Origin of the sequence: Scytonema hankhaensis NUACC26 (assembly GCF_045865695.1) — a bacterium.
GTDB lineage: Bacteria > Cyanobacteriota > Cyanobacteriia > Cyanobacteriales > Nostocaceae > Scytonema.
In genome coordinates, this window is sequence record NZ_BAACAP010000147.1 from 1 (window position 1) to 25633 (window position 25633).

Below are 25633 nucleotides of genomic sequence, written 5' to 3' on the forward strand. Positions count from 1 at the left end.
AGTGCCACTACTAGTTGAACTAGTCAGCACGTTACCACTGCTGTTGAGCAATTGTACATCAGCATTTTCAGTTAAACTGTTTAATGACAGATTGACACTGCTATTAGCACTGAGGTTGAAACCGTAGTAGTCATTAGTATCAGATGAACCTACCCAATCGCCATAAGTGCTGGCTGTGGAATTGAGGGTGATTTGACGTGCATTGTTGAGGGTATTCCCAGCAAAGTCATTGATTGTCGCAAATACGCTCAGATTGTAATTGGTGTTGGCACCATTAAAGGGATAAACCCGAATGTAGTAAATGCCTGCATCTAGACTGCGGCTAATGGATTCAGCACTAGTTCCACCGTTAGTTGAACTGGCAATGACTTCACCGCTATCGATGACCCCATTGCTGTTAGCATCCCGAATCAACTGTACGTCAGCATCAGCTGCAAGACTGTTGAGGGCAAGATTGAAACTGCTACTCTTGCTAAGACTGAAGCGGTAGAGATCCTCGATATCGGACGAACCCACCCAATCGCTGTAGGTGCTAGCTACTGAATCTAGGTTAATCTGACGTGCATTATTGAGAGTGTTTCCCGTAAAGTCATTGATTGTTGCAAAGACGCTCAAATTGTAGCTGGTGTTAGCGCCGTTGTATGGGTAGACTCGAACGTAGTAGGTGCCTGTGTCTAGACTGCAGCTGATAGATTCACTCGCAGTGCCACTACTAGTTGAACTAGTCAGCACGTTACCACTGCTGTTGAGCAATTGTACATCAGCATTTTCAGTTAAACCGTTTAATGACAGATTGACACTGCTATTAGCACTGAGGTTGAAACCGTAGTAGTCATTAGTATCAGATGAACCCACCCAATCGCTATAAGTGCTGGCTGTGGAATTGAGGGTGATTTGACGTGCATTGTTGAGGGTATTCCCGGCAAAGTCATTGATTGTCGCAAAGACACTCAAGTTGTAGTTGGTGTTGGCACCAAGCTGAAACGAAGGGGGTCTTGGGTGTTATTGGTAATTTTTAACCCTATCTGCATAGAAAAAATGGTATTGTTTTTTTTCTTGGCAATGTCAATACTCTTTCCGGCATTACAGTTTCAAAACGGATACCATTAACTTCTACGGCGTTAGCGTTAGGTTCCATAGGTTGAATTAAGTGAAAATTAACGAAGGGTGTTGCCGGATGACTTGAGTTGATTTGTGATAGATTTGTGACTCCTATTACGGAGGATTCATTGTTATAATTACTATTAGTTTTATTGAAATAAATGAACCGAAGCTGATAATTTCCTGATTGGAGTCCATGAAAAGAGTAATAAGTTCTTGGTCTAAAGTATTCAAAGTCGAAAGAAAAGTTTTTATTAGGTAATTCCAGGATAAGTAAGTTATTTTGCCAAAATAGCCTTCCATCTAACCAAATATCAGTGTCCCTTCCAGGTTGAACTAGCCAAGAATTGATAATTTTCGTATCTTCTTGCCTATTAAAGTTAGCTAATTTTGAGAACAAGCATTTTAATTTAAAAATCCAACTTTGCTGTTGAGGTTGTTGTTGATTTGTAGATTCTTGTTCATTGATAACGAAAAGCCCCTGTAATGTTTGACCATCCGAGTCCACAAGTTCTGGAATAAAAGTGTCATTAAAGCTGACGGAAAATGGCTCTGATGTGTTGTTAGTTATCTGAATAACCAGATGCACGGGAGCAATGGCACTCCTCTTATTTTCTAGGATGGCTAGTGCCACAATATTTGGTAGCAGAATTTCTAGCCCGTAGCTATCCGCTTCAAAAGTGTTGCTGTTATTTGATTCACTTGGTTTCATATTAGTTTCCCTCTCTATTTCCAGGTTTTTATATGCCGTCATTATAGACGGTACATGGCTTAATGCCATTATCCTAAAAAAGAGTGATGAAAAGTTTCAGTCGGGAAAGTGCGGTTATTCAAGAGGTTTTTTACAGTTCTTCGTCTCATCTCATGCTTAGTACTAACAACAATACTCTCTCCAATATCGGGCAGTCGCACCTCTAGGGGCTTGCTTTTGAGCTATCAGAAATCCTTCACATAGGATAGCGGATAGATGCACAAGTCTTTAATGCATTGTTGCCAAGTCGCAATTTTTAAGAAGAGATAGTTCTGTTGCCTTCAGATGACCAAATCTCCAATTTTGAACAAACAATTAGTAAAACTTTGCTACCCAAGCATCAATTTTTCCGGCATTTGTTCCTTCTAAAGCAGCCCAAGTAGCTCCCGTAATATAGACATTATTGGCACTGTCAATTCCAATATTTTTGGATATATCGTCATTAGAAGTGCCTAGTTGTATAATGGACATTTGGTTACCATCATTGCTGTCATATTTAGCTATCCAAGCATCAACTTCTCTAGCATTTGTTTCCCCTAACCCACTATCTGTCATTCCTGTAATGTAGAAATTACCAATGCTATCAGTGGCAACGTCATAAGAGACATCCAAGCCAGAAGTCCCTAGTTGTTTTGCTCACTGCTTACAACCAATTTCCAACCAAAACGTAAGGTGCCCAGTAAATGGGATGTTCGTAGTAAGGATCTTTTAAAATAGCCAATTGAGATTTACGCAAAGCTTCTGCTTTTGTTTCTTGAGTATGAGTTAACTCTTGGTAAAATTTCCCCATAAAGTCAGCAGTTGCTTCATCATTAATAGACCATAATGTTGCTAAAGTACTACGCGCACCTGCCCTGACAGCGATTCCTGCTAATCCTAGGGCAGCACGTTTGTCTCCTGTTGCAGTTTCACAAGCACTCAGTACTAAAAGTTCAACAGCTTGTTGCTGATTTTGTTGATTCTTTTGAAGTAAACTATCAAATTCATTAATGTGAATTCGACCATCCCAAGTTAGGAGAAAAGTCTCTGATGCTTTAGAGCTAAAATTACCGTGAGTCGCAATATGAACGATTGGGAAAGATGCCGACCGAATTTCCTTTTGGAGATTCTTACTAGTGAAGTCTTTATTCAAAAGAACTAAACTAGGAACTTCAGATTTAATTTCTTTCAATTCCATATCCACATATTCAAGAGGAGAAAAACCTTGCCTTGCTTCTGTCAACCCAGCACCTAAAACTTTTAATTTTTCCTGATGTAACTGTTTGGGAGGTAATAATTGTAAGCTAGGTGTGAGTGCAACGCTATACTTTTCTATTAAAAATTGCTTGCCATCGTTTAATGCAGCCATAGGAATATTTCGTAAGACACCATCTAGCACAAAAACTAATGTCTTAACTTCACTTTTGCCTAAATAAGTTTCGCTCTTACGAAGTAAAAAATCGTAAATTTGTTGTGACAACTCCATATAATCATCTCTAGAACGAATGACTATAGTTTGACGGAGCCGAGCTACAAGATTTTCTAACCGCTCTTGTTCGACAGAAGTTGCATAATGGATCAGAGGTTGTTGCGGTAAGCTGAGAATAACTTCTAAACTGTCTGGCAAAATAATGGGATAAATAATAGCAGCATGAGCATCAAAGCGTTCAATAAGATTGGGTTTTGCATCTAAGCATGCTTCTTGGAAAAAGTTATCTAATTCTGCTAATTGCAAAGATTCAATAACTTGTCGGGCTTGACGTAAAAATTCTTGGTTTGGTTCTATTTTTCCCGATCGCAAAAGTAGGCTGACCAATTCTCGGTAAACTGGTTCTACTCTTTCTCGAAAGGAAAATTGTACGTCTGGTTCAACAGCAACAAGTTCGTTACGTAATACTTGCAGAGTTTTCACGGCTTGTGTATAAGCTGCGATCGCTCCAGAGACATCCCCTTGTTTTTTTAAAAGACGCCCAAGCTGCCATTGCCAAAGATAAGCAATATCCGGTATATTGTAAGTTTGAGCAAGCATTAAAGCTTTCTGAGTTAAATCTTGGGCAATAGACCATTGCTGAGTTGTTTCGTACAAGCTACCAAGTCTTCCCAATGCATAAATTTCTGCTTGTTTATCGCCTATGCTTCTTGCTTGTTCCACAGTCGTTGCAACTAGTTGGGCAATAGTCGCTATAGTTGGTGCATCTTGAACTTTTGCCTGTTCCATACGGGTTAAACTTCGGGCAAAGTTAAGCCGCATATAAGCAACCGCCCGACTTGCAGGAAAATTGGCAAGTTGAGGTTCGATTTTTCGGCTTAATTCCCGTGCCAAATCCCATCGTTTTAGATCGATTGAGGTGCTGAGTTGGTTGAGATTGGCTCGAATTTTGAGAATTTGTGAGGGAGAAATAGCTACAGCTTTTTGATAAAAATCTAAAGCCACTTCCATATCTCGATCTGCACGGGCTATGTTACCCAGATCGATGAAAGCTGCACTTATATCTAATGGTAATTGTAATTTTTGGGCGATCGCTAAACTTTGTTGCAACGATTGCTGTGCTTGTTCTAATTTGCCTACCAAACGCAAGTTAGTTCCTAAGTTACGCAAGGCGGCGACTTTAATTGGCGAATCAGGTTGTTTTTCTAGAATTTGGCTAACTTGTGTCAGAGTAGATAAGGAGCGACGATATAACCCTAAAGCTCTAAAAGCTTGAGATTGATTGATAAGACTGCGGATAACTCCTGTTTCATCTTCTGCTTGAGTGTAAGTTGCAGTTGCTTTTTGCAAAGTTGCAAGCGCCGCATCGGGTTGTCCAGTAGCTAACTCTAAATTCCCTCGCGTATTGAGAACTTGAGCTAAAACTTTTAATTGTTCTTTGGATTGAGAACTTGGTGTCTTCTCCACCACACCCTTTAGCAATTCCAAACTTTGATTGAGTACTGTTTTTGCTTGAGACCATTGCCCCAGTTTTTGGTAAGCCAACGAGAGATTACTTAAAACTCTTGCTTGATTGAGTTTATCTCCTTGCAATTGATAAGCTTGAAAAACGTTTTGCCAGATCGTTACAACTTCCAAAAATTGCTCTGCTTCGTACAACTCCTTACCGCGATCCTCTTGTTGCGATAAAAGAGAGGGATAGGTTAACTGAGAGTCAGTATGAGAAGCAAACACCTGCTTTACATTTATGCTAGTTATGAATAGAGCGATCGCAAGCCCTAACAACATCCAAAGAATGAATGTGAGTAACCAACGATAAGATACCTTATACTGATTCCCTATGTCTTTGAGACTAATGCGATCCCCCCAACCCCCGTTACTAAGGCTACGGTGTACACACAAGTTTCCTAAAAGTGCCTTCTTGCATTTTCGATCCCCCCTAGCCCCCCTTAAAAAGGGGGGAAAAATCGTTAAAGTCCCCCTTGTTAAGGGGAGCCACTGCGGTGGACGGGTTCCCCGGCATAAAGCAAGTGGCGTGGATTTAGGGGGAGCTCTAAAGATGTGTGTACACCGCAGCTTACTAAGGGGGGCTAGGGGGGATCGTATGTAGCAATCATTTGGTGAAATGGTATTACCCGTGCTGTCGCGTACCCTCCCCGTACCAAGGGAAGAGTTAATGAGGGGTGTACTCCATTTAAATGCAGAATGCTGCAGTACGTAGATAATTTTCATACTTCATATCATAAATACACAATTATATTCAGTAATTTTGCTCGTATTGACAATTAGTTGAAGATAACCAAGGGCTATTTGGAGTGACTTGAGGCGCTTGCGCTGCAAGCATAATCTCACCTTTAGAGTTCATAACGATCGCTTGAGCTTCGGAGATCGGCTCGTACTCCCCTGCTTCCTTGCTCCTCTGCTCCTCTGCTCCCTTGCTCCCCTGTACCCCTGCTTCCCTGCTGTCTTTTGGAATAGGAGATGTATCCAAATCCTGCAATAAAATCTCAGCATTCAACGTGCTTTCAGGGTTAGGCAAAAGCCCACCCCGCCCAGTTACCACAAACTTCCCAGCCGCCTGTCCCGTGTTAGCGCGACAACCTTGAACGATTGTATTAGAAGCATCAGCTAACTGTACGGGTAAATCTAACAATCCCTGAGTAGGGTCAACTTCAGGGGTTTTTATTTCCACAGCACCGCTAACCCCATAAGTAGAACTAGCAGTAATATCGCTCAAAGGTGTCTCTTGAAGTCGGAACTTAGTCCCAAAAACGCTCTGAGCGCCAATTTTAATGTTACCTCCTCGTCCTTGCAATGCATTAGCTTTGATGTCACTATTTTCTGAAGCAACTGCAACCAAAAAACCTGTATCGATATTAATATTTCCGCCATTCCCCTGACCGCTTGTCGTTCCTGCTGTTGCAGAAATTAGGCTACCGCGACGCAATTGAATAATATCCCTCACTTGTAATGCAATTTCACCACCATCATCAGAAGCAGTTTCCGCTAAAATCTTTCCTTGTCCATCGAGCAAAAGCGAACGAGCTGTGAGATTAATATTTCCTGCCTTTCCAGTTCCCGTTGCTTGTACGTATAACCCACTACTTGCCTTACCATCAGGAGAAGTTCCAATCAGCTTGACTGCATCGGATGCATGAATCGTTACGTTTCCTCCCTCACTTCCACCAAAAGTAGAAGCAGAGATGCGTGCTCCATTCTCAATAAGTAAATTACCTGTATTAATAGTTAAGTTACCTGCAGGTGAGTCCCCAAATGTTGAAGTAAACAACCCACTAAAAGACTGACCATCCTGAGAAGTCCCAAGAAGTTGAGCTGTCTCTGTAGCTGTCACTTCTATTTTTCCACCAGGAGCTAAACCATTAGTTGTTGCCTGAATTTGCGCCCCATCTTGTACTGATAATTTATTAGTATTAATTATAATACTTCCTCCCGCACCGCGACCGTATGTAGAAGCGGAAATGAGTGCTTTTTCTCCTTGAAGAGTCAATTGTTCGGTTTTCAAAGTTATGTTACCTCCTTGACTTGTCGCTCCAGTCTCCACTTGGGCAAACAAGCCAGTGAAGTATGGATCTGTGACTTCTCCCCGCACTTCCACTGTAGGAGCAACAACAGAAATACTACCAGCATTACCGGAACCAAATGTACCAGCCGACACTTGAGCACTGCTCTGAATACTTAATGTTTTGGTATCGATCGCGATGCTGCCACCCTGACCGCTTGCACCTAGTTCGACTTGGCTAAATACACCGCTAGCTGAGCTAGCAGTTTGATTACCTACCAATTCTACTTTAAGAGCCTGAATCGTTATATCACCCGCATCTCCATCACTAAAAGTAGAAGCAGATATCCTTGCTCCATCTCGGACACTCAAATTTCCAGTTTCAATTCTGATGTCTCCAGCTTTTCCAGATCCAGTTGTATCAGTAAACACGAAACTGGGAAATGGTGTATTCAGTAGTTTTGATTCTCCCAATAGGGCGATCGAGTTTGCAGCTTTTACGGTTAAATTACCCCCCAGTCCACTACTTGTAGTCATGACAGCTACCTGTGCTCCATCTCGAACCTGTAAATTATTAGTATCAATTACAACATTTCCCCCAGTCCCTATCCCTGTTGTCTGAGTTCCTAAGATACTTAGGTTAGTCAATTCTAAATCGGCAGACCGAATATTCATATTTCCCCCTCGACCTGCACCCTCTGTTTCTGTAAGAACAAATGTATTCAACCCAGTGAAGTTCATTTTCTGAGCTTCAAGAGTTATGTCTCCTCCGGAAATTGAACCAGATGCAAAGGTTCGGATCTCAGAATCACTCACCAATAATTGATTAGCCCAGATCGCAATTCCTCCACCACCCTCCGTACCATCAACATCTGTTTTAGCAGTCATACTTGAATTATCCAGTAAATTCACTGCTTGCCCTTGTAACAGAATGTTACCACCACCCAAGCCGCTAACATCAATTGAAGATCCTTGAAGTTGAAGATTTTGAAATGTCCTCACACCAGAATATCCCAAAGCAAAACCTTGAGAGGTAGGATTTAAACTGACAAAACTGTCATCACCCACACTCCCTAGTTCAATTCGACCGTTAGGAACAGTTAGATTTCCATTTGACCCCACGATTTCACCACCAACTAGTGCCAAAGTCGTGTTAGATTTTCCTTGAAGCCCAGCAGGTTTTCCAAAAAAGTTTGTGGCTGTTCCATGGCGATCGAATTGGGATTGATTCACAATGGAACCTGTATTTTTACCGAATTGCAAGCCAATAGGAACGCTAACGGTTAATAAAGGTGTGGTAGGATTGGTAGCGCTGAACTCCTCTCCATTGGAAAGTTTTAAACTATTGGCAGTGCTTGCAATAAAGGAACCACCAATATTTAACTCGGCGTTTGGTCCAAAGACAATACCATTTGGATTAATTAGAAATAGGTTGGCTTTGCCTTGAGTCTGAATTAAACCATTGATGTTAGAAATTGCTCCGCCAGTAACGCGACCGATGATATTTTCAATACTAAAGTTATTGTTGAAAACACTAGTTCCTCCTGTGGGAACAGAAAAGGTTATAAAGCTATGAAATAGATTATTCCCTACCTGTGTTCCTCCGGAAATAACAAAATCTACACCTTGTGTTGCACCACTTGTCACAACTGTTGGGTTTGATAAGGTGTTATCTGGGACGATTTGCGCGATTACTGGTTGATTAAATGTAAAAAAAATAACAGTACATTGATAAACTAATTTGAAATATTTTTTATGTAAAATATGTCTTAATATTTGGATACCTAGCGGCTTAGCATTCATAGCTAAAATATACAAGGTCTAATAACTGTTCTGTTGTAATTCACAATGGCTTCAAGTGTAAAGTTCTACTACCAAAACTTTATATATAGCAATCCTATTTGATATGTGAAATACACGTAGGGTAGGCAATGCCCAACGCCACTCCTAGCAGTCGCGCATAAAGACGCGCTCTTCGGGTGACTTCCCTACAGTACTTAAAATTATTTATAAATGATTTAGGACTGCTATATAATTCACTGTGTATTAGTTGGAATCACTGAAAAATAAAATATATTTTTCTAAAATTCATCTTTCTTTTAGTTGAAATCACTCAGGTTTTAAATCAACTTAATAAAATATATTTAGTATGAAAAGTGTATAAATTTTTTGTTCAAATAAAATTTTCTCTCTATAAAAATGATATATCAATATTACTAGAGTATTTTTCATAATGAAATTAAATAGTACAAGAAGATGTTTGAAAAAAAACTTAAAATTAGGGTTCCACCACCTATCTTGTCGATTTCTTTACTGACTTTCCTCTTGATACTACCACAAGTAGTTATGGCAGGGTCTAGAGAAGGATTACCAGGACGGCGAGTAGGAGGCGGAACACGAGGTGGATGCGAGCTGAATGCGAAGAAACTGATGGCATTATCGCCCGAAAATAATTTGGGATTGACAAAGGCAGAGTATCCCACAATGTTTTTCTTTGTCCCTCAAATCTCTACTCCCAAAACAGTAGAGTTTGTTCTTAGAGACGATAATAATCATTTAGTTTATGAGAAAACTTTTACAAAAACTGGTTCATCCGGAATTATTAATCTTACCTTGCCTCAAATAAAATCTTTACCTCCACTAACAGTTGGTAAAAACTATCGTTGGTATTTGTCAATGATTTGCGAACCAAAAAATAGAGCTAAAGATATCGTTGTATCTGGTTGGATTCGACGAGTACAACCAGATCCTCTATTGATTAAGAAGTTAGAGCAAACAAAAACAGCTACAGATCGTGCTGACTTGTATATTAGTGCGGGTCTTTGGCAAGACGCACTTGCTACATTGGCTGAACCTCGTTACACTCAACCTAATAACTCTCAGTTGGCTACAAGTTGGACAAAACTTTTACAGACTGAAAAGTTAGAAGCGATCGCCCAAGAACCGCTCTTAAATATTGAAATATTAAGTAATCGTTAGTTGTTAGTATAGCAATCCTATTTGATTTATGAAATATATGTAGGTAGGGCTAAAGCCCACCGAAGGTCTTGTGTGGTGGGCTTTAGCCCTACCTACTTTACCCCCCTTAATCCCCCCGATGGATTGGGGGGAAACAAGAAAAATCCGGTTCCCTCCCCAATACATCGGGGAGGGTTAGGGTGGAGTAAAAAATATTTGATACATCAATCATGACTTTACAAACATCCTTATTAGGGCAGCCATAATTTAGGAGTTAAACACTAACAACTAACACCACTAACCACTAACAATTAACCAACCCTTCTGTGATTGCTCAATTTACCAAAAAGTTATCTTTGCTACTGTCACTGATTAATAGCTACTGTCAGCACAAAGCCATTACAACATTAAGTGTCAAACAATCGGTTCTGACTGCCAGTATTCTTATGGCAGGGCTAGTGTTAGCTACCAGATATATGGGTGGATTGCAGTTTTTGGAATTACTTGCCTTTGACCAAATGGTACGTCTTGTATCTAATTCCGAACCAGACGAACGACTTTTGATTGTTGCAATTACAGAAGCGGATATTGAGAAACTGAAAAAGTGGCCCATCTCAGACCAAACCCTTGCCCAAGCCTTAAAAAACCTGCAGCAATATAAGCCCAAGGTCATTGGGATAGACCTTTATCGCAATATTCCAGTACCACCTGGTGAAAACGCGCTGCTTAAGGAACTTCGCCTTCCCAATGTAATTAGTATTTACGAGATTGGGGGTGTGGATGCTGAAACAGTTCCTTCTATTCGAGGTGTATCCCCACAACAAACAGGTTTTAACGACTTATTACTCGATGCTGATGGTGTTATCCGTCGTAATTTGATGTACGCCTATGAAGGTGAGAAAAAGTATTACTCTTTCTCCCTGCAATTGAGTCTCAAATATTTAGCAGAACAAAATATCTCGTTCAAAACCAGACCAGATGGATTGCAATTAGGCAATACCACTTTTCCTGCTTTAAGTACTCATTCTGGTGGGTATCACAATCTTGACGATACAGGCTACCAAGTGCTTGTGTCATACCGTTCAATGAACGTAGCGCGGCAAGTTACTTTAAGTCAAGTGCTACGTGGAGAAATCAATCCGAATTTGGTAAAGGATAAGGTCGTTCTCATTGGCACAACTGCACCCAGTATTAAAGATATCTTTTTCACTCCTTATAATGCAGGACAGTCAGCAAAACCAAGAACACCGGGGATTTTTCTCCACGCTCAATTTGTGAGTCAAATCCTCAGTACTACGCTAGATCGAAAACCGTTATTTTGGTTTTGGTCGGAATGGGAAGAAGCCCTATGGATATTTTCATGGGCTTTAATTGGTGGCGTGTTGGCTTGTCGGCTTCGACATCCTCTTTTTTTAGGGGTAGTTGGAGTTGTTTCCTGGGCTGGCTTATGTGGCATTTGCTTTTACATCTTTTTTCAAGGAGGCTGGATACCTTTTGTCCCTGCAGCGCTGACACTAATTACTACAGGAATCAGTACATTTTGTTACGTTTTATTACGGAGTTCTCTTCACGATCCCCTCACTGATTTACCGAATCGAGACTGTTTTCTCAAGAGTTTGGAAGTGGCGATCGCATGGCAGCGCCGCCGTACCCGGCTTATCGCAAACTCACAACTCCGTCAAAAGACACGATTCGCCGTATTATTTCTCAATTTAGATCGCTTCAAGATTATCAATGAAAGCCTTGGATACCAAGTAGGCGACCAACTCCTAAAAAATACAGCACAAAGATTAAAAGCTAGTGTAAGAAATAAAGGAACAGTCGCAAGAGTGGGAGGCGACGAGTTTGCGATTTTGTTGGGAAACATCAGTCATACCAGTGAAGCAACTCAGTTAGCTGATGAACTCCAACAGCAGATCGGTATACCCTTTCAGAAAGATGGGCAAGAAATATTCACGAGTATTAGCATTGGAATAGCCTTTAATCAAAGCGAACTTAACTACCATCCAGTAGAGTTATTGAGAGATGCTCATATAGCGATGTACCGAGCAAAAGACTTAGGTAAAGCCCGTCACCAAGTCTTTGCAACAGGTATGCATACCCAAGTCATCAAGCGCTTTCAACTCGAAGCCGATCTCCGTCGGGGAATAGAATTAGAAGAACTATATCTTGTATACCAGCCCATAGTATCGCTAATTACAGAAAAAATTGCTGGTTTTGAAGCACTTGTCAGGTGGAACCATCCCAAATACGGTTCTGTCTCTCCTTTAGAATTTGTTTCAGTCGCAGAAGAAACTGGTCTAATTATTCCTTTAGGAAAGTGGATCTTTCAAGCAGCTTGCCGTCAATTATCTATATGGCAAGCTCAATTTCCTGTAACTCCGCCCTTAATGATGAGTATAAATCTTTCTGGGCAACAGTTAACTCAACCGGATTTAGTTGAATACGTTGAACAATCTTTAAAAGAAACCGGATTAGATGCGCGGAGTGTAAAATTAGAAATAACTGAAAGCGTAGCTATGCAAGATGTAGAAGCAGCTATAACAGTAATGTTACGGCTAAGAAGTTTAAATTTAAGACTAAGTATAGACGATTTTGGTACGGGATATTCATCTTTAAGTTATTTACATCGCTTTCCAGTGAATACACTAAAGATAGATAGATCTTTTGTCAGTCGAATGACAGATACTGATGAAGACGCCGCAATTGTTCAGACGATCGTTATGCTGAGTCATTCATTGGGAATGGACATTGTTGCTGAGGGTGTAGAAACAGTCGAACAAAAAGCAAAATTGCAAGCGCTCAATTGTGAATACGGACAAGGCTATTTCTTCTCTAAGCCAGTAGATAGCAAGACAGCAACAGCATTATTGCAAAACCAGTGTTCACCTTGTTTAGGGAGTAGAGAGTAGGGAGTAGCCCCCTGTTCTTTAGAGAAGAACAATTTGTGGAGAAAGTAAAAAAAAATGACTGCCCTTACCGTAAAATTGCCCGGAAACAATATTTACCGTTTTGAAGACTTATATAGTTGAGCACTAAAAGCGCTAACAGTTATACCAGTTTGAACAAAGAGTGCGACAGATAGTTGGTCAAGATCGAGTCTAAACAAGACTTTCTCAATCCAAAATCTAAAATCTAAAATCCAAAATGGTATAAGCGTGTAATCTATCAAACTAGCTACCAGCAATTTACTCAAGATGAACCCAAAACCGCCTCTACCCAGTAACGAAATCGCCAGACTCTACGCACTGCGACAGTATCAAATCCTTGATACCCCTCCAGAGAAAGTCTTTGATGATTTTACCTTTTTAGCTGCACAAGTTTGTCGTACTCCAGTCGCTTTGATCAGCTTAATGGATGGACATCGGCAGTGGTTCAAATCCAAGATAGGTGTAACCATCTCTGAAACTGAACGAGATGTTGCTTTCTGCGCTTACTCAATCTTGCAACAAAAACCACTAGTTGTAAGAAATGCGTTACTAGATGCTCGATTTGCCAAAAATCCCCTCGTAACTGCAGAACCTAACCTTCGGTTTTATGCTGGCGCTCCTTTAATTACGTCAGAAGGATTTGGTATTGGAACACTTTGCGTTATAGACTTCGTACCAAGGGATTTAGCTCTCGAACAGGTGGAAGCACTGCGATTGTTGAGTCATCAAGTTGTCGCACAACTAGAATTGCGGCGCAATGCGATCGCTCTGTCACGCACTCTCACTCAACGACAGCAAGCCGCCGCACAACTTCGTCAGCAACAAGAGTTCATCGAAGTGTTTTACCAACGGGGAGAGGAAAAAGCAAAAAAAGGAGATTATCAAGGAGCGATTGCAGAATTTAACCAGTTTTTGCGTCTAAATCCTAGAGGTTTTAAAGCATATTACGGTCGAGGACTGGCTCGCCAAAAGTTGGGAGACAACAAAGGAGCGATGGCAGATCTAGATTTGTATTTGCAATTTTATCCCAATGATGCTGAAGCTCATTATCATCGAGGACTGCTCCGTTTAGAGCTAGGAGACTATCAAGGAGCAATTACAGATTACAGCCATGTTATGCAACATTCTCCTGACAATTTTGCTATGGAGAATTTTAGCGCTATCAATTCTCAATTTGCAGACATTCAACAATTTCCCTTCAACTATACCCCATCTTTAGGGAGTCATCCCCGTAATTTTGAAACTGATATTAATATTATCCCAGATCGTAGTTTTTCTCAAATTGAACTTTCTCAAATTGATAATTCTAGTAGTGCAATTGAAAGCTCAACTCATTCTTTGTTGCCTAATTATAACGATACCAACAATAACGAAATTTATCTCAACTCCAACCATTCCCAATACAACCTTCAAAACTACGTTCAACCCTTAGACGTAACCTCAGATTTTAATAAAGAATATGTCAGTCGAAGCAATACCCGCTTTGAGATTCAAGATTATAAAAGTTCTATTGAGAATTCCACGGAATATATAGAAATTAGCCCTAACGATTCCGATGTTTATCTCAAACGAGCAAATTCTCGCTTCGATCTTAAAGATTACAAAGGTGCAATTGAAGATTATACTCAATTTCTGAAAAGCGAGCCTAATGATGCTAAGGCATACTTTAAGAGAGGAAATTGCCGTTATGAAATGGAAGATTACAAAGGTGCTCTTGAAGATTATAACCTCTCGGTAGCACTCAACCCCAATGATGCAGAAGCTTATATGAACAGGGCAAATGCTCGGTCTAAGCTTCAAGATTATAATGGTGCGATTGAAGATTACACCTACTTTTTGCAAATGAATCCTGATGATGCTAAAGCTTATATTAGTCGAGGTAATGCTCGGTCTAAATTGAAAGATTACAGCGGTGCAATTGAAGACTACAAAAAAGTGTGGTCGAGACCAATTGTTCAACGCTCTTCTTTGCCTAGTGCCGATAATTTATAAAATTCGTAATTCGTAAGAGGTCTGGGATTTCCCCAGACCTCTTATTCCTGAGCAGAGTCTGGGAATATAGCAGTTTGCAATTGAGTGCAATACATAAAAAAGTTATGCAACTGATTGATGAAAGTAACAAACTCAAATCCGAGCGGTTACGAGCAGAGCTGGAAAAAGGTGAGCAGAGTGGTGACCCCATTCCTTACTCCTCCAAGTTGCTTGACCAGATAGAACAGGAAACCCTGGCTGAATTAGCAGCAGGAAATATGGAGAGCGATCCCAATGTCGTGAAAATCAAATCTTAAATGGCTTTAAATAAGTTGTTTGCAATGCCTGTTCTATAGAACCAAATTTTTGAAAAGTTGCGATCGCATCATGTGCTGGTGTTTTTCTTTGTTGAAGAGAATTTTTGAGTGGTACTAACAAAGAAACATCGGGGTCGTTCTTTAAAGCCACTTCAGCAGCTTCTAAGACTTGATTTGCGAACGCAAAAATCTTTTCATTCTCAAACCCTTCTCGTGCTGAAAGTTGATGCAAAGCCGCATCAGGTACAATGGCTCTACCTGTCAGCGTTTGGTCTAAAACCAGACCTTTTAATAATGCTAGTAACTGAGCATAAATAGAAAAATCACCACAACTATCAAATGCTTTAAATTCAATACGACCTACTTCTGCAGGAAGACGAGCAATTTTTGTTGAGGAAGGAACGCTTTTAATTATTTGTTCCTGATTTTCTACAAAAACTAAAGTTGCTGGTCTTTTTCCTGTTCTGACAAAAGTTCTTACAGAAAGCCCTTCCCATAAACCGCCTTTGTAAAAGGGAGAACTATAACTAAAAGGAACAATGTAAGGGCTGTAATAAGTTAATTTTTGACCGATATCGATCGCATCTTCAATAGGTAAATCGGTAACTGAAATATTTAAATCTGGTCCATAGGTAACCATATAAATATAAGCAGTTTGCTCGTCAGGATACGCTTGGAGATACCTTCTTTCAACATCATTTAAGGGAGGATTTGGTTCGTAATTGGTAAGGTATGGATTAAAACTGATTAAAACTGGTGAAAACCCAAATTCTTTCGCCACTTCCTTTAACAAGTGAAAACTTTCTGAGAGTTCAGTAATAGTACTGTAAATATCAGGATGTATAGTTGTTCTAATTTCTATACCTCTAGGAACACAATCAATCGTTTCTTCAGATTCAGAGAATCGCTCAAACCCATCTATATACCACCTTTTTTTTCTGATCCCCGCATCTCCAATATGTAATTGAGTGCGATCGCTAGGATAAGTAGGCAGTTTTTCGATAATCCGATCGAAATCAGCGTATGTCGTGCGCGAAAAATCAGCAAACTTGCCTTCTTGATTGAGGAAAGCGACTTCATGTTCAATACCAAAATAAAACATTATTTAACCTTTATCCTTACTTTATATACGCGAGAGGCTACTTGAGAGCTTTTTGCAATAGTAAATTTAGGAAAATTGTAATCTATTCGTTCGAGTATCTCAAGCTATTTGGTGCAAACAGTTTTTTCTTGGCAAATTTGCAACACTTTCTTAATAAGGATTTGACTGTCCGACTCGCTACTCCCTACTCTCCATAACCCATCAAGTTACGATAAACTCAGAATTGCCTGAGAGCTTGAGTTTATGACAAATGCTGTAAAATCTCCATACACCAACGAACAGATAGCCGCTTGGCTGCGCGGGTTACTAACCATAGCTTGGGCTGATGGTGACTTTGACGCTCAAGAACAAGAATTAATTGCTAACATCACTAAGGATGAACTTGCTCCTAGCATTAAGGTAGAATCGTTCGATCCCATAGAACCAGAAGAATTATCCACAGTTCTGGGAACAGGGACTCCCGCCGCAGAAAACTTTCTCAGAACAGCTGTCATGGTCGCGATCGCAGATGGAACGTATTCTTCCAGCGAGGACTATATTTTGCACCAGTTTTGCAAAGTTCTGGAAGAACCAGAAGATATGTTAGAAGCGCTGCGCCACACATTAGAACATTCGCATCAGGTGTCAGCAACCACCCCAACGACTCCAGTTTCCTTACAACCCACACCCACAAAACATCAAGTTAACGCACTCCATCCTCTGCGAGAATGGTTAGACAAGTTAGATATTCAAGACCCAAGAGTTGCTCGTTTTTTATGTAAAATGATACCATCACAATGCCCATTTGAGCGAGATGTGACTCTCTTTGGACGTAAGATCGTTCACATTCCACCATTGTGTAAACTGAATCCACTTTACGAGCAACTAGTAGGCTTACGTTTCCGCGCTCTATCCTACCTCGCGGATGAGTGCGGTGAAGATGTTTCACCGTATATTTAGTTAATGGTTAGTGGTGAGTAGGGGCGCAAGGCATTGCGCCCGTACAGTGTGAGCAAAGCATTGCGCCCGTACAGTAATTATTAACCACTAACCACTAACTACTAACCACTAAACTTATTATGAAATTTATCGATCGAGCAGAAATTGAAATAGAAGCAGGGAAGGGAGGAGATGGTATAGTCGCCTTCCGACGAGAAAAGTACGTACCTGCAGGCGGTCCCTCTGGTGGTAATGGGGGAAAAGGCGGTTCGATATACCTAGTTGCCATGGAAAACCTGCAAACTTTGTTAGACTTTCGATACGAGCACCGCTTTAAAGCAGAAAATGGTTCTCGCGGAGGTCCAAATAATAGAACAGGAGCCAATGGCAAAGATTTAAACATTGAAGTTCCCGTGGGAACTATTGTCTACGACGCAGAAACGGATGAAATACTGGGGGATTTAGTTCAACCAGGGCAATCTTTACTGATTGCTGCAGGCGGTAAAGGCGGATTGGGAAACCAACATTTTTTGAGCAACCGTAATCGCGCCCCCGAATATGCTCTTCCTGGGTTACCAGGGGAAACAAAGTTCCTCCGTTTGGAGTTAAAACTTTTGGCAGAGGTAGGCATTATTGGATTGCCAAATGCAGGAAAATCAACTTTGATTTCCGCTTTATCAGCAGCACGTCCCAAAATTGCTGATTATCCCTTTACAACGTTAATACCAAATTTAGGAGTTGTGCGAAAACCTACAGGAGATGGCACGGTTTTTGCGGATATTCCTGGGTTAATTGAGGGTGCATCTCAAGGCGCGGGGCTAGGACACGACTTTTTGCGTCACATCGAGCGAACTCGCATATTGCTACATCTTATTGACGCCACAAGTGAAGATGCGATCGCAGACTACAATACAATTCAGCAAGAGTTAAAAGCTTACGGACGGGGTTTAACAGAACGTCCGCAAGTTTTAGCGCTTAATAAAATAGATGCTGTCGATCGAGAAACAAAGGAAATGGAAGCACTAGTTGAGCAACTCAATCATTTGTCTCATTCTCCTGTCTTCCTGATTTCAGCTGTAACTGGTACTGGATTGCAACCGTTGTTACAGCAAGTTTGGTCAATTCTTGACCAGAAGAATGCTATTGAGGTTGAAGAAATGTCTGTGTAACCTCTCCTATTATGGTAATTTCATATACATAAGTTCAACAAAGTTGAAGCAGACCTCACCCCAAACCCCTAGGAGGAGAGGCTTGAGCAGAATGATTGGTAACAGTCACGTTCCGTTCTTAGGGGAATGCGGGGTGGTGACACCCCAATGTTACCCGACCCCATCGACTCTAACCCAGCTGAGTTAACGCGATCGCGGCCATAAACGAATTACCAACCAAGTAAACGCGCCTGCTATAACTGCTGCACCGATACTGTATACTAGTGGAATGAAGATATTTAAATAGGTTACGTCAATCTGAGAATGGGTGAGGGTAGATCTAATAGGTTCATTGCGAAAGTTTTTCAGCTCATCCTTTAAATTCATAACGAGAGAACCTGTAGCCAATCCTACACCGACAATGGCGATAGTGTTTTGGAAGGTGCGATCGCGTTCAGCTTGGTCAACTTCAACGCGGCTACGAAGCGTATTAATTGAAATATCTAACCATTTAGAACTCATCTCCATATGCTCATAGTCTTTTGTGATTTGGAGCAAATATTTATCTGTCACTAAGTTACTAAATCCTTCTAAAAAATTCAGTTCACTTTCTCCCTCTGTTTGTTTTACAATTCTCTCCAAGCGTTTTTTATAATTACTTAAATTTATCTCCATTGTGCGACCTTGAAAATTGAGATAGCTTAAGTTAATTGAATAGGGAGTTAGCGTATTCTGTACCTGAGACAAAGATTGCCGGAGTTGTTTTAACTTGAGATGGTAATTATCTTTTTGGAGAAGTTCAATAGCTTGTCGAATTGTGATTAAATAATTTTTAATATATTGTTTTATCAACCGACTTTGACCATATGCCCAGAGGATTTTGTGGCGATAGCAAAATAAGCGCATCCAATTAGGATAGAATCTTGCAGCTTTTTCGGCAGTGGCTTCATCTGGATAAAGAACAATAATAATGTGCTGGTTTTCTTGGATACTTTGAATGTTAGTCGGGTATGCCACTCCCTCTTCAACAGTTAAATGATACCACGAGAGTTCAAAGATAGATGCCCCCAGAAACTGCCCTTGTCCTTCCAAGTTTTGTTCCCAATTTGAACCAGGCATTAACGCTTGATAGCAAGCTTTGGCAATATCTTCAGGTCTTTTTTCTGAGTTTTTGGGCAGTTGACCAGAAATCATCCACGTTTGCCCAATTGTGGTGACTTCACCATTTAATCTTTGCGAAATTTCATCTTTGAGTGCTGCAAAGCATTTGGTCGGTTGTGCCTGAGTTTTATTGTTAACTGAACAGTCTAGTAGCAGTCCATAAGTATCACCGATCCGCACAGGATAGTAATAGCCCTCGAAGGGGTACTGGGTATCGCTACCTTCAAACTGTTTGATTTTTGGCTTAGCTAGTAGTTCGACATATTCGACCTCAAAATCTTTATCAAATTGAGCCAGTAATTGCTGAACACTTTGCGGGAGTTTTTTTTGAAAATTTTCTCTGTTTTGGTTAATTTCACTTTCACTCTCACCTAAGCCATTTCTCAGGTCGTAGATAAAGAGATCGAGGGTAGGATAGATGATATCACTCATGGATTAGGCTAGTATTAATTGCTCATATGGTATTTTGCTGGAGGAATTGTTTAATCTGCTGAAAACGGCTTAATTTTTTCACACTTTCAGTCGGATTCTTCGTTGACAGAATACTTATGGCTACATTGGTAATTTCATTGCTTTCAAAGTCTTCAGTGTCACTGACTGGCGCAAATCCTCGTGTTACTACCTGATTAGACGCAGGCAATGCTTGTTCTAGTTCTAACTCGCTGGGTAGTAAATTGTCCGGAATATTGCCATCCACAGCTTCTAGTTGAGATAAAGCAATTTGATACAGTTGATTTAAAGTAGCGTTAGCCTGAATCATACCTAGCAAGGATGGTTCAATAAGTGGTTTCCAGGCATCGACGTCGGCAGATAATTGTTCACCGATCTCAGCTAAGGCAGATTTTTCATTCTCACTCAGGGGTGTTTGTAAATCTGTCAGGGCTAGCAACAGGGCCAGTAAAGAATTTTTTATAGATAAAGTCATAGGGGGTGTTACTCTGATATGTAATATATATACTCAATAAAGACGTAGCATTCCAGATTGTCTTTCATGCTTTAGTAGGTGGGTAGTACCCACCTATAAAAGTATCAGATAAGTCTATTTTTACAAAAGTGAGATGCACCCTATGAAGCGGGAAGCTTTGGTAATAGGCATTAATCGATATCCTGGTTCTTGCGTACTTAGCGTGCTAAACTGTTGAAAAAATAGCTGAAAACCCTTGCTGGACAATCATAAAAGCCATTCCTCACTGCATTTTGTGTAAGATTGCTTAAATCTCGACTACAACCGCCTGTAAGCATTGGTTTTAAGGCAAACTTATCAAACTTAATTAATGATTTAGCACGCGCTTTGTACGAAAGAACCAAAGTTATACCCAATTGGGTGGAGTAAAGGAAACCCTGCAAAAGCGAGCCGACGAAATTTATCGCTCCCTGTCTACTGAAGAACAAAAAATCGCTCAGCGGATTTTTCGCGAGTTGACGCAGTTGGGTGAGGGAACGGAGGATATACGCAGGCAAATTCTCAAATCGGATTTAGTCACTTCTCCTCAATCGGCAGCGCTCTTAGAGCAGGTACTCCAAAAGCTAATAGATGCCAGATTAATAGTGACTTCACAATTGCAACAGCGGGGAGAAAGTGGTCTGACGGTGACGGTGGTGGATGTGGCTCACGAAGCACTAATTCGTCATTGGTCACGACTACGCAGGTGGGTGAATGAAAACCGTGAAGTTGATAGAATTGCACGCAGGATTAAGGCAGCGGCTCAAGAGTGGCAAAGTCAAGGGAAGTCTGAAGATTACTTACTGTCTGGGGCAAAATTGGCTGAAGCTGAAAATTTCCTCCAGAATTATGTTGACCAGGACTTGCTGTCGGGTTTAGACCGGGAATTTATCCGAGAAAGCCAAGCAGTTCGCGATCGCTCGCTGAGAGAAAAAGAAGAACAGATTGCTGCCTTAAAACGAGCACGCAACCAAGCTGACCTGCTGCTGAGAGAAAAAGAAGAACAGGTTGCTGCCTTGGAACGGGAACGCAAGCAAAATAACCTGCTCAATCAAGCTGTTAAAGTGCGGGATTTGCTCCAAGTCAATCCTGTAGATAGTTTAGTTCTGGCAATTCAGTCAACTGGTCTAAATCTAGCGCAATCGCCTGGGAATCTTCTCGACGCCGTTAAAAATGGCGGAGTCCAAGCCACAAATTTAGCCCGAGAACAAAGTATTTTCAGAGGCAGTCAGGCTGAGGTAACGTGCGTCGCCATCAACCCGAATGGCAAGTCGATCGCCAGTGGTAGTAAGGACGGTACAGTACAGTTATGGAACACTCAGGGCAACCCGATTGGCAAACCATTTCACGGGCATCAAGGTTCTGTCCGTGCGGTTACCTTTAGTCCAGATAACCAGTTTATTGCTAGTTGTCGTTTGGAACGCAGAGCTCGGGGGATGGACCCCAGGGCTAGATGTTACCTTTAGTCCAGATAACCAGTTTATTGCTAGTGGCGGTCAGGACAAGACGGTGCAATTTTGGGACACTCAAGGCAATTTCATTCATCAGCTTTTCCCCAAGCATCAGAAAAAAGTGTCTTTGCAACCAGTTCTTTTACTTCTTAAACTCTATCTTCGTAAGCCAATCGCTATTATCTAGTTGGTAGTCGGGTGTTGGCTCAATTTCATTTTTTGGTATTTGATAAGTGGATCGATTAGAGGCGGAGCATTTCATTTGTCTCCGTCTCTAATCGATTTTTTTTCCCTCTGTATTGTGCTGATTCTCAGTTTGGGCGTTCTTCGCTGGTTGTCCTGGTCTTTGTTGAAAATTGAGGGTGCTGTCACCTCACTCGCCTTTAGCCCGAATGGTAAGTACATCGTAACTGGTCACCAAGACAAAAAGGTGCGGTTGTGGAACCTGCGGGGTAAGCTGATTTGTGCGCCTTTCCTTCCTCATAGGGGTGAGGTTACATCAGTCGCATTTAGTCCGAATAGCCAGGAAATAGTCAGTGGGAGTCAGAGCAAGGCTTTACAGTTGTGGAATCTGTGGGGACAACCTAAGAGCAACCCCCGGCGGGGCAACCCAGTTGGTCAACCCTTCCAAGGACATGAAGGTGCTGTCACATCAGTCGCTTTTAGTCCAGATGGGCAATACATTGTCAGTGGTAGCCGCGATCGCAAAGTGCGGTTGTGGAACACCCAAGGCAACCCGATTCTTCAACCGTTACAGGGGCATGAGAATGATGTGACATCAGTCGCCTTTAGCCCGGATGGACAATACATTATCAGTGGCAGTAGTGACGGGACAGTGAGGTTATGGGACATTCACAGCCACGCCAGTGAAAATTGGGAAGATTATCTCCAAGTGGCGTGTAACAGGTTGCGCTACCATCCCATCCTCAAAAATCCTGAAACAGAGGAGGCAAAGCAAGCGTGCGAAATCTGTCAAAAGTATGTCTGGAAGGGGTAGTGGGTAAGCAAGCACCTGGGTATAAAACTGCTCAGAAAGCTCTCACTCGTTTCATTGCTGAACTAATCCGTTCAGTTTAATAATTTTGAAAATTCGCCAACGGTATCCTTCAAGAAGTCGGGGATCTTTTAACCCCCAAAATCAATCTGGTCAAGTACTGCTTAGGGACTTCCAAATAAAAAAATCTCCCAAAATTTTGTGGTGCGGGCGTCCCCGCCCGCCATTAATATAGAACGGGCGGGGACGCCTGTCCCACAATCACCGGATAATTTATTTCTTGGAAATCCCTTAACGTGAATTCGACGCAGTTAAAGCAGACCTCGCCCCAAATCCCGATTACAACGTTGCTCCTCCCTCTTCTTTGTACTTACTGAGAGCCAACAAAGGAAAGACTTGTTGATAGAGGTGATACTTCAAATAGAAATGACTTGGAAAGCCGGTTCCTGTAAACTCCGATTCGTACCAAGTACCATCTGGCTTTTGTGTTTCTGTTAAATAATCGACTCCCCGTTGAATCGCTGTACGCGCAAACTGACCAGTAGCTTCACCTGCAGCTATTAATCCCAACAAAGCCCAAGCTGTTTGAGATGCAGTGCTAATTCCTTTACCTTTCAGGCTTGGGTCATCGTAGCTTCTACAAGTTTCTCCCCAACCACCATCGCTATTTTGACAACCCACTAACCACGCTGCACCTTTTTCGATTTGGGCTTGCGTTCTTTTTGGGGCTATGACAGATAAAGCTGTCAAAACTCCACTGGTTCCATAAATATAGTTCACGCCCCAACGACCAAACCAGCAACCTTCCGGTTCTTGCTCTTGTAAAAGATAGGTAATTGCTCGTTCAAGTTTGTCATCGTCAATAAACAGGTTACAACCACCAAGCATTTCTAATACTCTAGCCGTGACATCTGCAGTATTTGGATCGATCATGGCTTTGAGATCCCCATAGGGGATAAGGTTAATCCAATCTTGGTCGTTATCGAGATCGAAAGCCGCCCAACCACCAGCCCGACATTGCATGGAAGCAATCCAGTTAACAGCACGCGCAATTGCTGCTTGTTTCAATTTTTCGTTGGGAAGTTTTACCACATCCAACGCCATGACTACGACGGCTGTATCATCTACATCGGGATAAAAGCGGTTATCAAATTCAAATGCCCAAGCCCCAGGTTTGCCTTGACGATTTTTTACCGACCAATCACCGTAATCTAGAATTTGCTTGTCTAATAACCACTTTCCTGCTCTGACAACAGTTGGGTGCTCCGGTGCTAAACCAGAAGCAACAAGCGATCGCATTACCCAAGCTGTATCCCAAACGGGAGAAATACAAGGTTGTACCGTGTAGATATTTTCCGTTTCAATGACAAAATTGTCAATGGCTCGCAATCCTCTTTCGACTATGGGGTCTGCTGCATCGTAACCCAAAGTCCGTAAAGCTAGCAGTGAATTGAGCATAGCAGGAATAATACCGCCCCAATCACCTGTTGCTTCTTGTCGCTCCAATATCCATCGTTCTGCAGCTTGAATACCTTCTTCGCGCAAAGGCACTAAATTCAAACTTTCTGCTAATTTAAAAGCGTTGTCAAGCAGGATGAATATATCCGTCCAATCACCTTTACGGGGTAACTCAAATTTTGCTTGCTCGACACCTTCGGTATAAAGTTCGTCTAAGGAGATAGCAGGGTTAGTCACAAACACTGGTTTGCGCTCGAAAACAATCAGCAGTGGGACAGTACTTGACCTAGCCCAGCTTGACATCTCGTAGATATTAAATAAAAAATTGGAGGGTAATAACATTACCCAAGGTGGTAATGAAGGAAGACCCCGCCACTCGTAGCATCCAATTAATGCTAGGTGTAGCTTGGTAAAAATACGAGTTCGACTGATACCACCATGCTCCAAAATAAACTTCCGTGCCTTCACCATTGCCGGATCTGTTTCTGAGACACCAAGCAGTTTCAGTGCCATGTATGCTTCCACTGAGGTACTGAGTTCTCCTCCATCTCCGTAAAAAAGTTCCCAGCCTCCGTGGTCTCGTTGTTGAGCACGCAGGTATGCTTCAACTTTGTGTAAAGGTCTTTCACTGTCCGTTCCCCAAATTTTATGGAGAAGGACTACTTCGGCAGTGATGGTCACATTTGATTCTAGCTCAGCCCACCAGTAACCATCCGGATATTGAAGAGAAAGAAGATAATCCTGACTGGCTGCGATCGCTTCTTGTATACGGGATGTCTGTTTGTCCTGAATTTGCATCGTTTTCCGTTTCTCCTCACAAATTCCACACGCGGGTAGTATGCAGGCAAAATTGTTTTTCCACCATAAGTTGCATTGTAATGGGTTTTTTGTGTAGAAATATGAAAACACACCTACTTGGTGAAATCGATCTATAGTTATCAACGCCGATTTTGGCAAAGCAGGGCAGAGAGCAGAGATTAAAAAAGTATAAAGAAGACTTGTATTTTCCCCCTCTGCCATCTACAGATGCTTGGGAGATCTGGTCGATGTACAAAGTTGCAATTTAAGGAGTCAGTAAAATGATAAACAACAAGCATAAGTGGATAATTAGCAAAGAAAAGGTTTTGACATTTGAGTTATTCCTCGAAGTCGAAATGTTTTATGATATAGCTGGACACAAAAAATTCCAACTTCAAATAGGAAAAGTAGGTACACCCATTTCAAAATTCCAGAAAGTTTCAGGATGGATTGAAGAATTATTAGGAGACGCTTTCGAGCAAATGAATTTCGACCCAGAAAGATTTAAATATTGTTCGACTTGCTATCCGGATTTACTGGAAGCAATTTCAAAGCACGACTCTGAAGAACCATTGTCAATTCCCTTTGTTTTGGAATTTAGCAATACTAAGAAAAGCCCGGTAATTGAAAAGGTCAAGAATTCAGTTCAAAAGCAAGGTTTAACTATCGACGATCGATAATCACAACAAAATGGTAGATTGCCA

Annotated in this window: 19 protein-coding genes and 2 pseudogenes; 11 read left to right on the forward strand and 10 right to left on the reverse strand. The window is 41.4% G+C overall.

The window, feature by feature from the left end; genetic code table 11:
• The 6 genes and pseudogenes from ACKTT2_RS10095 to ACKTT2_RS10120 form a co-directional block, all read right to left on the reverse strand.
• The coding region (locus ACKTT2_RS10095; RefSeq protein WP_407886274.1) for a PPC domain-containing protein at positions 1-954 on the reverse strand (954 nt) is incomplete at its 3' end.
• Positions 955-1021: 67 nt separating this feature from the next.
• Positions 1022-1813 (reverse strand): hypothetical protein, encoded by a 792-nt coding sequence (locus ACKTT2_RS10100; protein WP_407886276.1) that lies wholly within the window; start codon positions 1811-1813, stop codon positions 1022-1024.
• Between the two features lie 354 nt (positions 1814-2167).
• A complete protein-coding gene (locus tag ACKTT2_RS10105) occupies positions 2168-2407 on the reverse strand; it encodes an SBBP repeat-containing protein (RefSeq protein WP_407886330.1) in 240 nt (79 codons plus the stop codon).
• A pseudogene (locus ACKTT2_RS10110) lies at positions 2405-2473 on the reverse strand (hypothetical protein); the annotation flags it as partial. The pseudogene ACKTT2_RS10110 and the gene ACKTT2_RS10105, both read right to left, overlap by 3 nt.
• Positions 2474-2495: 22 nt before the next feature.
• Positions 2496-5162: a CHAT domain-containing protein gene (locus ACKTT2_RS10115; RefSeq protein WP_407886278.1), complete on the reverse strand. Its 2667-nt coding sequence runs from the start codon at positions 5160-5162 to the stop codon at positions 2496-2498.
• 358 nt (positions 5163-5520) lie between these two features.
• Complete coding sequence (locus tag ACKTT2_RS10120; RefSeq protein WP_407886280.1) at positions 5521-8583, reverse strand: two-partner secretion domain-containing protein; 3063 nt, start codon at positions 8581-8583, stop codon at positions 5521-5523.
• A 453-nt stretch (positions 8584-9036) separates the two neighbouring features.
• Between ACKTT2_RS10120 and ACKTT2_RS10125 the strand changes: the two genes are divergently transcribed.
• The 4 genes from ACKTT2_RS10125 to ACKTT2_RS10140 all read left to right on the forward strand — a co-directional run bounded on the left by ACKTT2_RS10125 (position 9037) and on the right by ACKTT2_RS10140 (position 14956).
• Positions 9037-9759, forward strand: coding sequence for a DUF928 domain-containing protein (locus ACKTT2_RS10125; RefSeq protein ID WP_407886282.1), 723 nt, complete (start codon positions 9037-9039; stop codon positions 9757-9759).
• Positions 9760-10064: 305 nt separating this feature from the next.
• On the forward strand, positions 10065-12650 hold the full coding sequence (locus ACKTT2_RS10130) for an EAL domain-containing protein (protein WP_407886285.1): 2586 nt from the start codon (positions 10065-10067) through the stop codon (positions 12648-12650).
• Between the two features lie 285 nt (positions 12651-12935).
• Positions 12936-14660 (forward strand): tetratricopeptide repeat protein, encoded by a 1725-nt coding sequence (locus tag ACKTT2_RS10135; RefSeq protein WP_407886287.1) that lies wholly within the window; start codon positions 12936-12938, stop codon positions 14658-14660.
• Between the two features lie 104 nt (positions 14661-14764).
• The gene (locus ACKTT2_RS10140) at positions 14765-14956 is read left to right on the forward strand and encodes a hypothetical protein (RefSeq protein WP_407886289.1); all 192 of its coding nucleotides are present in this window, start codon (positions 14765-14767) and stop codon (positions 14954-14956) included.
• Here the strand turns inward: ACKTT2_RS10140 and ACKTT2_RS10145 are convergent.
• Entirely contained in the window at positions 14946-16058 is a 1113-nt protein-coding gene (locus ACKTT2_RS10145; protein ID WP_407886291.1) for a glutamate--cysteine ligase family protein, read from the reverse strand. The two genes, ACKTT2_RS10140 and ACKTT2_RS10145, sit on opposite strands and share 11 nt — an antisense overlap.
• Before the next feature lie 243 nt (positions 16059-16301).
• On the opposite strand from ACKTT2_RS10145, the gene ACKTT2_RS10150 reads away from it, so the two are divergent.
• Both ACKTT2_RS10150 and obgE read left to right on the forward strand, forming a co-directional pair.
• Positions 16302-16997, forward strand: a complete 696-nt coding sequence (locus ACKTT2_RS10150; protein ID WP_407886293.1) for a Mo-dependent nitrogenase C-terminal domain-containing protein — start codon at positions 16302-16304, stop codon at positions 16995-16997.
• A gap of 119 nt (positions 16998-17116) precedes the next feature.
• Positions 17117-18145 (forward strand): GTPase ObgE, encoded by a 1029-nt coding sequence (obgE, locus tag ACKTT2_RS10155; RefSeq protein ID WP_407886295.1) that lies wholly within the window; start codon positions 17117-17119, stop codon positions 18143-18145.
• Between the two features lie 183 nt (positions 18146-18328).
• On the opposite strand, the gene ACKTT2_RS10160 is transcribed toward obgE, so the two are convergent.
• Positions 18329-19717 carry a hypothetical protein gene (locus ACKTT2_RS10160; RefSeq protein ID WP_407886297.1) on the reverse strand — a complete coding sequence of 463 codons (1389 nt, stop codon included), beginning with the start codon at positions 19715-19717 and terminating at the stop codon, positions 18329-18331.
• A gap of 22 nt (positions 19718-19739) precedes the next feature.
• Positions 19740-20210 carry a hypothetical protein gene (locus ACKTT2_RS10165; protein ID WP_407886299.1) on the reverse strand — a complete coding sequence of 157 codons (471 nt, stop codon included), beginning with the start codon at positions 20208-20210 and terminating at the stop codon, positions 19740-19742.
• Between the two features lie 389 nt (positions 20211-20599).
• Here ACKTT2_RS10165 and ACKTT2_RS10170 point away from each other — a divergent pair.
• The 4 genes and pseudogenes from ACKTT2_RS10170 to ACKTT2_RS10185 all read left to right on the forward strand — a co-directional run.
• Positions 20600-21010: pseudogene (locus tag ACKTT2_RS10170) on the forward strand (nSTAND1 domain-containing NTPase); the annotation flags it as partial.
• A gap of 282 nt (positions 21011-21292) precedes the next feature.
• Complete coding sequence (locus ACKTT2_RS10175) at positions 21293-21694, forward strand: WD40 repeat domain-containing protein (protein WP_407886331.1); 402 nt, start codon at positions 21293-21295, stop codon at positions 21692-21694.
• Positions 21597-21866 carry a hypothetical protein gene (locus ACKTT2_RS10180; RefSeq protein WP_407886301.1) on the forward strand — a complete coding sequence of 90 codons (270 nt, stop codon included), beginning with the start codon at positions 21597-21599 and terminating at the stop codon, positions 21864-21866. The genes ACKTT2_RS10175 and ACKTT2_RS10180 overlap by 98 nt, the downstream gene beginning before the upstream one ends.
• A gap of 75 nt (positions 21867-21941) precedes the next feature.
• Positions 21942-22676, forward strand: coding sequence for a WD40 repeat domain-containing protein (locus ACKTT2_RS10185; protein ID WP_407886303.1), 735 nt, complete (start codon positions 21942-21944; stop codon positions 22674-22676).
• A 336-nt stretch (positions 22677-23012) separates the two neighbouring features.
• Here ACKTT2_RS10185 and shc read toward each other — a convergent pair whose 3' ends face one another.
• Entirely contained in the window at positions 23013-24929 is a 1917-nt protein-coding gene (shc, locus tag ACKTT2_RS10190) for a squalene--hopene cyclase (protein ID WP_407886305.1), read from the reverse strand.
• A gap of 281 nt (positions 24930-25210) precedes the next feature.
• On the opposite strand from shc, the gene ACKTT2_RS10195 reads away from it, so the two are divergent.
• Positions 25211-25609: a hypothetical protein gene (locus ACKTT2_RS10195; RefSeq protein WP_407886307.1), complete on the forward strand. Its 399-nt coding sequence runs from the start codon at positions 25211-25213 to the stop codon at positions 25607-25609.
• Positions 25610-25633 lie beyond the last annotated feature (24 nt).